The organism is Pseudomonas sp. WT-JTC, from assembly GCF_056711565.1.
Map to the genome: position 1 here is coordinate 4047639 of NZ_CM160042.1, position 12834 is coordinate 4060472.

The following is a 12834-nucleotide window of genomic DNA, read 5'->3' on the forward strand; positions in this document are numbered from 1 at the left end:
GCCCTTCACCACTCAACAGGCCGAGCGTTAGCTCGCCTGCCGCTCTTGATCTTGATCCACCCGCCCCCTCGGCAGGCTGAGTGGAGGTGTTCATCCGGGGAATGGCGCGTAGCGCCGTTCGACGCAGTCGAACCCATTGCATGTAGGTCGAGCGAAGCCGACCGGAGGGCAATGCCCCCGGATGAATGCCGGAGCGAAGGAACCCCGAGCCTAGGCGAGGGGCCGGACGTTCGGGGCGAGCGTTTTTTTGCTTACTTTTTTTAGGCGCTTGTAAAAAAAGTGAGTCGCCGTAAGGGCGAAACCCTAAGTCGCCGTCACCCAAAAAACGGATATGTACTCAGTCAGGCCGCCTTCGTCGGAACGCCGCCCGGAGCAGGCTCGCTCCCACAAGGATCCCGTCAGAATAGATAGCTCGCCTTCAGGCCACCATTGAAACCATGGCTGTCGCCGCCACCGCTGGCGCCGATTTCTGCACCCACGCTCCACGCCCCCAGATTGGCCATGACATTGACGCCACCGGTGAACTGGTCACGGTTGTCGAAGGCTGCCTGCTGTTCAACATCCAGGCCCAGCAAGTGCCCTTCGCTGTCGGTTTCGTGGTCGCCCAACACATGCTCGTAGCCCACTTGCACGCCCGGCACCACTTGCCAGGCGCCCAGGGCGACCGGTGCAAATGAAGCGTTGAGGTTGGCCACCGCGCTTTTGCGGGTCTCGTGGATACCGTCGACGTCCAGGGCCAGCTCACTGCCCTTTTCCTGGAAGCCCGACAGGTTGACGTGGCTGATTCGCACTCCGAGGCTTGGCTCGAGGGTCACGCCGCTCACCGGAACACGGTAACCCAGTGCCAGGGTCGCGCCGGTGAGGTTGCCATGACTGTCGCCCTTGGCCGTGCCCAGACCTCCACCGAGTTCGCGCGTGCTTGAGTAATCCAGATAGCCGCCGCTGGCATCGGCATCCACGAACAGGCCACGTTCCAGCCCGTTGGGTGCAAAGCGTGCGCCGACACTGAAGAAGGTTAGGTCGGTATCGGCCTCGCCACCGGCGCCACCGACATTGCCGTTGCTGTAGCCGAAACCGGCATGGGCGCTGAGCTGTTCGGAAAAGCGCTGGGTCAGGCCAATCATCATGCCCTGGCTATGCTCGTTGCTGCTGGAGGCCCGGGATGAGCCGTCGGTGCCCAGATACCCCGCCAGGGCGGTGCTCCACAGTCGATATTGCCCGGCCTTGAGTTCGGTGCCGCTGGTGAAGGGCGCGGCGGCCTGTTCGATCATTGCGCCCTGGCGCAACAGATAGCTGGCAGCGTCGGCGTGCACCTGACCGCCGACGGTAGACTCGACGCCCCCGAGGCTGCGCGCGTCGATGGCCGACTGCAGGTAATAGTTATAGGCGCTGTAGGTGCCCGACAGGTTGCTGTTCTGCAGTTGCTGCAACAACTGCGCACCGGCCGCGGCGTTGCCGGCCAGGTCCGCCGCGCCCGGCAAGCTGTTGTAGAACACCATCTTGCCGCGCAGCACGTAGATGGTTTCCTGGGACAGGCCGAGGCCTTGCTTGAGGTAGTTATCCATCGTGCCGTACTGCGCGGTCACCTGGTCCAGGCCGGCTTGCAGGTAACTGGCCTCCACACCGATCAGCGGCGCATAGATGGTCGCCATGGCCGGTGGCATCGCCGCCAGGGTCGCCTTGATACGCGCGGCGGTGTAGTTGTTGGTCGCCAGGTAGTTGCTCATGATGGTGGCATCGTCGACTCCGGCGATGCTTTGCAGCACAGCCGCGGTCCAGCCGGTACGGTCCTTGCCGGCGGTGCAATGGAACAGCGCCGCGCCGTCGACCGCGGCCAGCTCATTGAACAGCTGGTTGAATTCGCTGCGCATCCCCGCGTTCCTGACGAAATCACGGTTGGTGTCCTGCATCATGGCGGTGGCTTCGGCGGCGCTGTGGAACGCGACATTGGTGACGTTCGCCCCAGACGTGGAGCCGCCGATGATGTCGATGTTGGTGTACGTCGCGCCCGTGAGCATCCTGTCGGGCGTAGCGGCGATCTCGCTGGGCGTGCGCAGGTCGTAGACCGCCTTGATGCCCAGGCCGTTGAGGGTCGCCAGATCCGCCGCCGACGGGGTCAGCGCGTTGGAGCGGTAAAACACCCCGCCACGCAGGGTACCGTCATTGGCCGTGGTATAGGCGGTGGCAAGCCCGGCGACATCGCGGAAATTGTCGATGCTCTTCAGGCGTGGCGTGTTGAGGGGGACCGTCTCCGCAGCCTGGGCGGCAGCGATGGACAGGCTCAAGACAGACAGCGAACACACAAGTCGTTGGAACACAGGGCAGCCTCATTGAAATCGCATTGGGCTGACTAATATCTACATTGAAATGACGCTGAACATGACAAATCGCCCGCGGACGCAAATCACTGCGCGATGTGTCCGGGTGGCTCGTTTTCTGTCCGTGCAAGGGCCGTTTTGCGGCCACTTTACTGAAGGAAGTGAATGATGTGCGGGGTGCGACGCGAGATGCGCAATGGCCGGTGATCTAATGCCAGGTGCAAAAAACCCGCCTCTCGGCGGGTTCTTTGATTTTCTGAAACTGATTTCTACAACCGCGAACTCAATGGGATTTTTTCGAGGTCGACAGTCCGGCTTTACTCAAGCCTTTGGTGTTGTGATCACCCGGCTTCGAGGCCGAAATGGCCCGGGCCTTGGCGACACCGCGAGTATCCTTGGAATGGGCGATGCCTGAGGTCGTGGTGCCACGGCCGTTATCGTCATTGCGCTCACTGCCGAAATGGTTCCCGCTGAGGCCATGGTCGCGCACGGATTTGCCGGCATGGTCGCTGTCCAGCCCGTTGCCGCGGCCGTTACTGCCGGAATGGCCTGTACCGGCGTGTCCGCCACCCATGCCGCCGCCGTGGCCTGCGCCGTTTCCGCCACCATTTCCGCCGCCGTTTCCGCCACCGCCACCGCCACCGCCACCGCCGCCGTTTCCACCGCCACCGCCCCCACCGCCGTCCTTCGCGTATGCAGAACCCATGATCGACAGGCCGTCAGGGAGTAACGGGGCGGCTGCAAGCATCATGGCGCATGACATTACAGCTACGAGACTCTTGTTTTTAAAAAGCATGATTGCTTCCGTAGGTGGTTGATATCGCGTGGCGTATGACGCGATATCCCTCAGACAGTTCAAGTTGTCACGACAGACGGCTGGAGCACCTTGAATCAGCAGGAAGACGACCTTCCTCAGGTTAATCAAACGCGCCGTCGAGAATTTCATAAATGACCCCGGTGGCCAGCGCTACCAGGATCAAATCCGTACCGACCTGCTGCCACTCGTAACCCTCATAGTGGGGCAGTCTGCCGACCAGTCGGCCATCGAGTTTTTTGGCAATGCCCGGTGGAAGCGGCTTGCCTCGGGCGAGGTTCTTTTGAATACCCGGTGGCAAAGCCGGCCCGGGGCTCCAGTAGCCCGTATTCCCGCCAATGATCTCGAGCACGCTGCCTCGATTGATGCTTGGACCATTGCTCCAGTCCCCACCACTGGAATTCTTGTTCTTGTTGCCATGACTGCCCTGGTTGCCATGGCTTGCCTTCCCGTTGCCCTGGCCGTTACCCGGATCGGCCAGCGCAGTCAGCGGACCGCTGACCAGAGTCAGACAGGTAATCGCTGCAATCAATGATCGAGACCTGAACATGAGTCGCTCCTTCGTGGCGGGAATATTCCCTGAAATTTAGACGCTATTGACGAAGTTGGTTCCATCGAGGCACAGAACCATAAACCGTCTACGCTCATCCGATCGAAGCCTTGCAGGTGTTTGCCGAAGGATGGGGCATGTCGATTGTATGCATCTCACAGCACCTCCCCGGAGACAGCGCCATGATCCGCCCCCTGCTGACCGCCCTCACCCTGCTCGCCTCAAGCGTCGCGGCCCACGCCGATGTCACGCCGTTCCCTGCCTCCTTCCAGACCCAGGACATCCCCGTCGATGGCGTCACGATGCACGTGCGCGTCGGCGGCAAGGGGCCGGCGGTGGTGCTGTTGCATGGCTTTGGCGACACCGGCGACATGTGGGCACCGCTGGCGGCCGATCTGGCGCGGGACCACACCGTGGTGGTGCCGGACCTGCGTGGCATGGGCCTGTCATCGATTCCAGCGGCGGGCTACGACAAGAAAACCCAGGCCGGCGACATCCGCGGCGTGTTGCATGCGCTGAAGATCGAGCACTCGGTGGTCGTCGGCCACGACATCGGCACCATGGTCGCCTTCGCCTATGCCTCGCGCTACCCGGAACACACCGATCGCCTGGTGGTGATGGACGCGCCGGTACCGGGCATTCCGCCGTGGAACGACATCGTGCGTTCGCCAATGCTGTGGCACTTCGACTTCGGCGGACCGGACATGGAACGCCTGGTCGCCGGGCGTGAGCGCCTCTACCTCGACCGCTTCTGGAACGAATTCGCCGGCAACCCGGCCAAGGTCGACGAAGGCACCCGCCAGCACTACGCCAGACTCTACGCCCGCCCCGGCGCCATGCACGCGGCCTTCGCCCAGTTCCGCAGCATTCGTCAGGATGCCGTGGACAATGAAGCGTCGATGGTCAAAAAACTGAGCATGCCGGTACTCGCGGTCGGCGGTGAGAAATCCTTCGGGGCCAATGAGGCCATCGTGATGCGCAATGCGGCGGACAAGGTCACCGAAGTGGTGATTCCGGGGGCCGGGCATTGGCTGATGGAGGAAGCGCCGACGCAGACCATCGCGGCGATTCGCGGGTTTATCGACAAGTGACGTCGAGACCTGCGATTTCCTGCAGGCACAACTCTGAAACCTTGTATGGAATTCCATTCGGTGAGCGCCCATTCGGCCCGAGATACTCGCCGCAACCTTCTTCGATATGAATCCACCCTTGATACGTCGCAGATACTTCAATGCGTGGCGCTGTTTCCCGATTGTTACCTCAGCGCCGCAGTTGTCACTTCTGCGCCGCCGAACTGGCCAATAGAGTATGGCCGTCGGTGTGCAGCAGGGTCGTCGACTTGTCGGCCCGCGCCGGCACCGATCCCCCCATCACGGAAGAGGTGAATCATGAGTTTCGTCAAAGTGGAAAAAAACCAGAGCAGCGCCCCGTCGGAAGCCGACATGAAAAAAGCCATGGTCGAATCGGGCGGCAAGCCGGGCGAGGTCACCGGGACCAATGCCGCCCGCACCCTGACCTACACCGGCGTGGTCAATCACACGGTGTACGAGAACAAGCTGATCGAGGTCGCCAAGGGTAAGCGCACGAGCTGGAACTTCGTCTGGGCCGATGCCAAGGCCGCCTGAGGTCAAGGCGGGGCGGCCGATTGGCTGCCCCGCTGACTTGCCCCCTGATACAACCCCGATACCCGCTTGTAACACCAAGACACTTAGCCGCCCTGCCCCTCGCCCCTAGAGTGAAGCCGTCAATGGACTGCAGTGCCAGGCGCCAGCAACCCATTGATTGTCCAACACACCACCAAGGAAGAGGGAAACCATGAGCAAATCAATCGCTGTCAGCCAACAGAGCCAGCAGCTTCACAATGATGTGCAAGAAGCCGTCAAGTCGATCATGGGTGCAACGCAACTGAAGACGTCGGATTACGGCCCGGTATTGAGGTCGGCCCTGGCGGCTTCGCAAAAAACCGTCACCATCGAAATCGCCGCCGGCGACCTGACGCTGCTGAAGAAGTCCGGCTACAAGCTGTGCTTTGCCAAGAAGGTGGGTGACGCCGACTACAACGTGGTCTGGCAGTCCTATGACGCTTACCTGAGCAACAACGAGTTCAGCTGGACGCCTCAATATCAGCTGTTTGCGTCCAACCTGTTCAAGGCAAATGTGCAGGTCAAAGTCTCGACCAATATCGTCAATATCGGCCTGGGGCAAACATCGACACTCGATGAGCACGGTCTGTTGAGTTCGGCGGTTACCGGAGGACCGAACATTTCCATGACCTTTGTAAACGACTACGCCCCCATCCATCCGGGTATCAACCAGCTATCTACCGGCATTGATGGCACTCAGGTCAGCACCCCCATTTACGTTGCGGTGGATCAGGTCGTCACCGGTGAAACCGTGCTGACGCCGGTGGAAACCATCCTCGTGTGGTTCGAACAGAACGTACAGACCAGCACCATGTTCAGTACCTCACGCTCCAAGGCGATCGAAATCGACTTGACGTTCGATAACACCGCAGGTCGCCTTTACGAAGGCGGTCAGTGGAAAACCGTGTAACCGTCATGCCGGGGCAACCTTGCGGTTGCCCCTTTCACTCCTCGTTGCCCGTCGTGGCGAAGTAACCCGTCAGCGAGCGGCAGATCGACTGCGCGAGGTCCTCCTGGGTGGCGATGCCATAGGGTCGATCACGATCGAACTGCGCCGACCAGCGAATCCGCCCCTGCGCCACATCCACCAGACGCAATGACGCTCGCACCCGCGAAGGCTCGACCCGCACGCTGCCCTCCAGGCAATAGCTGTAACGCCCGCCACGCTTGAAGTCCGGTACCGGTTCGCTGTTGCGTGCCACCCGCATCAACACATGATTGGTCCCGGTCTGCGCCTGTTCGAACGACTCGAACAGGCGGCAGCTCAACTCCTCGCACAAGCCCCGGGTAAAGTCATCGCCATCGCGGGTGAGGCAGGTAAACGGCTGGATCTGGACCACCGGATGGCGAGTGCCGACGCCCTTGGGCCGCAGCCGCTGATAGGTCAAGCGATAACACCCGGGTGGAATGCTCAAGCGCACCGGGTCCTGCTGGCCATTGCCGGCGTAATGCGCTGCGAGCTTGCGCCGCAAGCGCCCCACCTGGACTCGCACCACCGGATCGTCGCCCGTGCAATACACTGCCGGGTCACGACGAAACACCGCGATGCCGATGGCGTGTTCGGTCAGCGGCGTGTTGCAAGCCTGAAGGTCGTGCTCGACCAGAAAGCGCAACAGACCGCCCATGCGCCTGGACTTGGCAAACAACGGGCTGGCCAGCAACAGCGCCAGCACCCGCTCGATTTCTTCCCGATCGAGCGGCACGGGAACCCCCGCCGCAGTCGAATCGGCCATGCTTTTGATCACCATCGCCTGCCTCCGTGCAGGTTGCCGACAGGAATGGATGTCGCGCTCCGTAATTACCCTTGCAGCGTGAGCAGGAATGAGGCTCGGGCACTGCAACGACCAAGCGTAGCAGCCGTGTCGATATCGGCAGGCAATTGCGATGGTAGCAACCCGCCATCCGACGAACGTTCAATCTCGACGTCTGAAGAATTTGCACGACTTGCCCGCTTGTGGCCGCTGAGCCATTGACCATCTGAAACCGCCGCTCCAGCGCGGCATCGCGCTCGAAATACTGCTTGTACTCACTCCAGGTGGTCGCGGCGATGGTGCGCAACTCACCACGGGCCAGCGCCGGCTTGAGCAAGTTGGCCGCATCCGCCCCGCCCGCCTGGTTGCCGGCACCGATCAGGGTATGGGCTTCGTCGATGAACAGCAGCACTGGGTCAGCCGACTGCTGCACGGCGTCGATGACATTCTTCAGACGTTGTTCGAACTCACCCTTGACCCCGGCGCCCGCCTGCAACAACCCCAGATCGAGGGTGCGCACACACACCGGCTTGAGGCTGTCCGGGACATTGCCTTCAGCGATGCGCAAGGCAAGGCCTTCGACCAGTGCCGTCTTGCCCACACCTGGCTCGCCGACCAGGATCGGGTTGTTCTTGCGTCGGCGGCTGAGGATGTCGATGACCTGGCGGATTTCATCGTCACGGCCGAATACGGGATCAATGCTCCCTGCCCTCGCCTTGGCCGTGATGTCCTGAGTGAATCTGTCCAGCACGGCCAGCAAGGCATCGTTGGGCACTTCACTGGAAGTCGAGCCCTCGAATGTCTGCTCCAATGCTGTTGCCTGTTGCACCAGCGGACGTTCTTCGGAGTGTTGGTCGAGCACTGCAAACAGGTGTTGCAACTGGGTTTCGCTGAGACTGAGCAGGGGCCAAGCGGTTTCGCACGCCAGCAGGTCGGGACTCTCCAGCAGCGCACCGAGCAGGTGCGCCGAACGCAGGCTGTCCTTGCTCTCCAGCGACGCACGCAGCCAGGCGTTCTTGATCAATTCCTGCAACTTGCCACACAGCTGCGGTTTGCCCTGCACGCTGCGCGGCAGTGTGTCGAGATGGTCGAGCAGTCCGCGCCACAGCGCGTCCATGTCCCATTCATAACGGCGGGCAATCAGGGTCAGGTCGCCCTCGCCCTGCTCCAGCAGTTTGAGCAGCCAGTGTTCGATGCTGACCTGCGCATGGGCACGGCTCTGGCACAGCGATGCCGCTGCGCTCAGTGCCTGGGCACAGAAAGGATTGAGGCGGCGAAGCAAGCGTGTGGAAGCGAGTGCCATGCGGTACGTCCTTGTGCTGGATCCCCAGCGAGTAGTCGGTTGTGCAAAATGGAAAGCGTGGGGATATGCCTTGTTGAACGTCCGCATGCAGACGCTCGACAAGGCACACCGCAACCAGCAGGCGGATGCCCGCCTGCTGGTTGCCTTGCATCAGGAGCTCTGGCGCTCGCTCCAGGAATCGGAGTGGATGATGTTGCCGTCCTTGAAGGTCCAGGTGACCTTCTCGTACCGCAACTCGATCTGCTCCAGGTGGTTGTGTTTTTCCTTGGTCGGATCTTTCACGTCGTGCATTTTCGACGCGACTTTCACCACCTTCACGTTTTCCAGTCTGGTGTTGAAGTACTCGACTTCCTGGCCGGCATCGTCGATGCGATACCACCTGAACTCGGCGCTTTTCAGGGTCTGGCCGGTGGTCACCGCCTTATAGAGGTAGGGGGTTGAGGCGTCGATTTCCTTGCTGAACTGAAACGGGGTATGCACCCGTGTGCCAGTCAACTTGCCGGTGTTGTTGTCGGTGGGGATGTACAGGCTGTGGTCCTGGGCGACCACCTCAATGCTGCCTTCGCGCTTTTGCACGTCCACCGAACCCTTGATGTCCGCGTCGCCGTCATCTTTCAGCCACAGGTAAACGGGAATTGCCATGTGAAGCTCCTTTTCTCGGATCGTGAATGCCGCGTTATGCGACAGGGGGGTGCTGGTCCGCTCCTGCAGCGGGAGGCACGCAGGCCCCCGCTTCAGGAATCAGACGTATATCGACGCGACGATTGGCCTGGCGACCAACCTCGGTGGCGTTGCTGGCGATGGGCTGACTGGCACCGAAACCCTGCACCGCGAAACAGCTGTCGGGGATATCGCCCATCTGCCGCATCCAGTGGTGAACCGCTGCGGCGCGGGCTCGTGACAACGCCAGGTTGTGCTCGGCACTGCCACTGGCATCGGTGTGCCCGGCAATGACGATCAGCCAGCCGGGCTGGGCCTTGATGCCGACAAGGGCGCTGATCAGCACCTTGGCCGACTCGGGCTTGAGCTGGGCGCTGCCGCTGCTGAACAGCGAGAGGCTGTCCAGGCGAACCGTCGTGGCGGATGCCGCCTTTGGCTGTCGGTGGCCGGCGATCACCGCCAACAGATGTTCACGTAGCCGTTCGCCGCGATACAGGCCAAGCCCCAGGGACAGGGGTGCGCCGTGGCGGTAATAGTGGTCAAGGCGCACGGCATCCTGGTGCAGTACTGCCAGGGTCTCTTCCCGCCTGTTGACGTCAGGTCGGGAAGCCTGATCCGCCGGAGTGATGGCGTTGTATCGCCGCAGGTCATCGGTCACTTGCCGTGCCAGCAAGGTGTTCTGCCACGCCGAGTTCACCAGCGCGACCAGCGCGGCAGCCGTGAACATCCACAGCGCAATCACACCCGCACGACGGTTCGGTGAGTAGCGCGAATCCCTCGGCAGCAGGCTCAACAACGGATCAGGAAACGGCAAGGCCTGTGACGCATCAGGCTCGATGGGCCGTGGGTCCGCCAATGCAATCCTGTTGCGCAACCATTGCTGCCACAGGTTGCCCGGCACACGCCGGGGCCCCTCCGCGACCAGCGTGATGGCACTGGCCACGACCAGGTCGCTGTGGGTGTGGGCCTCGCGGGGGGCGAGATGTGGTAATACGGTTTCAGCCAGCCACGCCGCCGCGCTGTTGAGCCGAACGCTGGTCTGCAATCGCAACGCGCGCGTGGCATTGTCCGCCACCTGCACCTGCCATTGGTCCAGGCTGACGCACTCGCCGGCTTCGCGCACGTTGGGGCTGGCCTGCCCGGATTCCCAACTGAACCACTGCCCCGCCCCCCGCGGGCTTTGCAGGTAACTCAACACCAGCAGCGGCGCGGCAATGCCCTGTTTGCGCACACGCATCAATTGATGGCGCACCGTCCGCACCCGGCCGGCGAGCACTTCGCTGTCGACCTGTTCCTGGGGATTGACGATGAACAGGACGCTCAATTGCCGGCCCCAGTCAGGACGCAGGGACATCAGGTTGTCAGCTACCGCGGGTAACTGTTCCAGACTGGCCACGCGCACATAACAGCCCTGCCCGGTGATGCGCAGGGCCAGTTGCCCGGCGGGGATCTCCCCAAACAGACCGACCAGGCCGTCACCACAGACCAATACCACCGGCAGGCGATAGGACGCCGGCGGCAATGGCTGGCTTTCGCTCATCAGCAGCGCCTGGCGCTGATGAGCCGCCTGCCGGCCGATCCGCTTCCAGGCCATGCCGACGCCGACAACCACCACGACGATTGCCATGACGCGAAGCCAGAGCGTCATTGGAATGATCAGCAGCAGTACGGTCGCCAGTGTGCCCGCCCAGAGCCAGAGACCACGTTTGAGTTTGAAGGTCATCGGCCCCTCACACCCGGCCAGGCACAAGCGTGGCGATCAGATCGCCCAACAGATAGTCCAGTCCGCACCAGACCGCCGCCAGCAACACACCTGCAGCCAACCCCTGGGCCAGGGGCGTTCGCAGCCAGGCAGGCGTGATGCCGCGAGTGCCCGGGTTGAACTGCGTGTCGATCGACTGGCCGAGTTTCAACGGCTGCACCCTGGCACTCAATGCGGCCAGCAGTTGCTCCCGCTCGGGGTCATCCAGTTGCTGATAACGGCCCTTGAACCCCAGCATCAACACCCGGTGAAAGGCCGTCAGTACATGCAAGTCCGGCGCGGGATCGCGCAGCACTTCGCGCATGTCCTCATACAGGAACTCACCGGCCTGGTGGCGATTGAAAAACCTGGCTTGCAGGGGTTCATTGGCCCACTTGGCGTGGTCTTCCCCTTTGGCGAAGCCCAGCACGGTTTCATCCAGCAACGCGCACTGCGCATGACTGATATGGTCGATGCTGCGTCGGCTCAACCCGGCTTGTTCAAGCTGCCCGAGTACGTGCTCGATCTGTTTGATGCACAGTGCCGATATGTCCTGGCTGCCATGTACGGGTGTGCCGTGCAGCAGCTCGACCACCAGCAGGTAGCTGTCCTGCAACAGCGTATCGACGTCCACCGCCGCTACGGCAGGTAGTTTGGATAAGGTCGGTTTCATGTGCGTAATACCGCGAACAGTTCGAGTTTGACGTCGGCCAGGGTGCCGGGTACGTAGAAGACACAGGTCCCTGCGGCCAGCATGGCCTGCCCCTTCGCATGGTTCAGGTCAAGGGCGAAGTACTGGTTTTCCAGGCGCAGGGGAATGGCCGCCGGAACATGGCTCAGTGGCTGCAACGGCACGCCGTCAAGCGCGGCGTTGACCAGACGCTCGACATCGTCCGGCGCGCCGATCTTGCACAGGCGCGGGAACTGGCTCTGCAACTGCGCCGCCGGCAAGCCGCTACGCACCGACAGATAGAAGTCGGCGCCGTCCTGTTCGCGCAGGCGCCCATCGTCGAGACGGACCTGCCAGCGGTTGGCGCCGGCCTCCTCCAGCGCAAGGGCAATGACTCGCGACGGCAGGCTGGCCTCCAGCAAGGTGGAGATCAGGCGCAACAACGGTGGCAATACCTGTTCCAGATGTTCGTGTCGGTAAGGGGGGATCTGCTCGATGTCGTGTTCGAGGGAAAAGGTCAGCAGGCTGCCGGCCAGCCTGGTCAGCTCCAGGTAGACCTGCTCGGGGTGCCGTGCAGGCCAGGACTTGAGATCGGCCAATACCGGCTGGTAAGTGTTCAAGGCGTTGAGCAGCCAGAACAACGACACGTCCGCCACGGCAAAGTCAGCCATGCGCTGATTGCTTTCGCGACGCATGCCCATCAAGCGCTGACGCTTGGCGGACAACTGGGTCAACAGGTTATCCAATTGCGCCAACAGCCCCGGATGCGCCGCGAAGCTGAGTAGCGGCGGCACATAGCCGGGATCAAGACTCCAGGCGCCCTGCCCGTCGCGCACCAGGCGCGCGATCGGGCAGGTCAGGTAGTCGCCGTTGTCGTCATGGGCAAAGCGCAGGCTCAGTACGTGCTCCAGCACGCCGATCGATTGCGCCTCATCGCCATACAGGTCCTGCACCTGGCGCCAATCCTGACGAAAGCGTGTCGGTCGATCGGCCTTGACGTCGTCGAACAGGCAGTTGTTGCCATTGCCCTGCTCCAGCGGCAAGGCCAGGAGCAACGTTGCACCCGCAAGGTCATCGGGCAACAGGCGCGCCAGTTCCAGGCCCGCTGGCAGACGATCCACATGATCAGTATCGATCAGTGTCCCGTCGGGCATGCGCAATCGCAGCTCAGTGGCCTTGAGCTTACCCAGGCGCAGAGCTTCCAGGTCAAACGCCACCGCCTGGATGCCCCAGGGATGAACCAGCGACAAATGCGCCAGACGCTCATTTGCCCAGGCCTCCCAGCGTGCCTGCTGCTGGAATTGCTGCGGAGACAGAAGAGCCCCCGCGGCCCACAAGGGGCGGTCGATTTTCATGACGTCGTTTCCCTACGAAATGAACAGCT

11 protein-coding genes and 1 pseudogene are annotated in these 12834 nt (G+C 62.1%); 3 read left to right on the forward strand and 9 right to left on the reverse strand.

Annotation, left to right across the window (positions count from 1 at the left end):
* Window positions 1–398: 398 nt before the first annotated feature.
* From AC06G5_RS18380 to AC06G5_RS18390, 3 genes are all read right to left on the reverse strand, one after another.
* A complete protein-coding gene (locus AC06G5_RS18380) occupies window positions 399–2318 on the reverse strand; it encodes a tyrosine-protein phosphatase (protein ID WP_480457944.1) in 1920 nt (639 codons plus the stop codon).
* Window positions 2319–2601: 283 nt separating this feature from the next.
* Complete coding sequence (locus tag AC06G5_RS18385; RefSeq protein WP_480457946.1) at window positions 2602–3114, reverse strand: hypothetical protein; 513 nt, start codon at window positions 3112–3114, stop codon at window positions 2602–2604.
* 121 nt (window positions 3115–3235) lie between these two features.
* Window positions 3236–3682, reverse strand: coding sequence for an anti-virulence regulator CigR family protein (locus tag AC06G5_RS18390; protein ID WP_480457948.1), 447 nt, complete (start codon window positions 3680–3682; stop codon window positions 3236–3238).
* A 182-nt stretch (window positions 3683–3864) separates the two neighbouring features.
* Between AC06G5_RS18390 and AC06G5_RS18395 the strand changes: the two genes are divergently transcribed.
* The 3 genes from AC06G5_RS18395 to AC06G5_RS18405 all read left to right on the forward strand — a co-directional run bounded on the left by AC06G5_RS18395 (window position 3865) and on the right by AC06G5_RS18405 (window position 6235).
* A complete protein-coding gene (locus tag AC06G5_RS18395) occupies window positions 3865–4773 on the forward strand; it encodes an alpha/beta fold hydrolase (RefSeq protein ID WP_413426820.1) in 909 nt (302 codons plus the stop codon).
* 297 nt (window positions 4774–5070) lie between these two features.
* Entirely contained in the window at window positions 5071–5307 is a 237-nt protein-coding gene (locus AC06G5_RS18400) for a hypothetical protein (protein WP_413426822.1), read from the forward strand.
* Between the two features lie 190 nt (window positions 5308–5497).
* The gene (locus tag AC06G5_RS18405) at window positions 5498–6235 is read left to right on the forward strand and encodes a hypothetical protein (RefSeq protein ID WP_413426824.1); all 738 of its coding nucleotides are present in this window, start codon (window positions 5498–5500) and stop codon (window positions 6233–6235) included.
* Window positions 6236–6269: 34 nt separating this feature from the next.
* On the opposite strand, the gene AC06G5_RS18410 is transcribed toward AC06G5_RS18405, so the two are convergent.
* From AC06G5_RS18410 to tssK, 6 genes and pseudogenes are all read right to left on the reverse strand, one after another.
* Window positions 6270–7073 (reverse strand): hypothetical protein, encoded by an 804-nt coding sequence (locus tag AC06G5_RS18410; RefSeq protein ID WP_413426826.1) that lies wholly within the window; start codon window positions 7071–7073, stop codon window positions 6270–6272.
* Window positions 7074–7296: 223 nt separating this feature from the next.
* Window positions 7297–8379: pseudogene (locus AC06G5_RS18415) on the reverse strand (Clp protease N-terminal domain-containing protein); the annotation flags it as partial.
* Between the two features lie 150 nt (window positions 8380–8529).
* Entirely contained in the window at window positions 8530–9021 is a 492-nt protein-coding gene (locus AC06G5_RS18420) for an Hcp family type VI secretion system effector (RefSeq protein ID WP_413426859.1), read from the reverse strand.
* A 34-nt stretch (window positions 9022–9055) separates the two neighbouring features.
* Window positions 9056–10762, reverse strand: a complete 1707-nt coding sequence (locus tag AC06G5_RS18425) for an OmpA family protein (RefSeq protein ID WP_480457952.1) — start codon at window positions 10760–10762, stop codon at window positions 9056–9058.
* A 7-nt stretch (window positions 10763–10769) separates the two neighbouring features.
* Window positions 10770–11453 (reverse strand): type VI secretion system protein TssL, short form, encoded by a 684-nt coding sequence (gene tssL / locus AC06G5_RS18430; RefSeq protein WP_413426863.1) that lies wholly within the window; start codon window positions 11451–11453, stop codon window positions 10770–10772.
* Window positions 11450–12805, reverse strand: coding sequence for a type VI secretion system baseplate subunit TssK (gene tssK / locus AC06G5_RS18435; protein ID WP_413704560.1), 1356 nt, complete (start codon window positions 12803–12805; stop codon window positions 11450–11452). Before tssK ends, tssL begins: the two co-directional genes overlap by 4 nt.
* Window positions 12806–12834 lie beyond the last annotated feature (29 nt).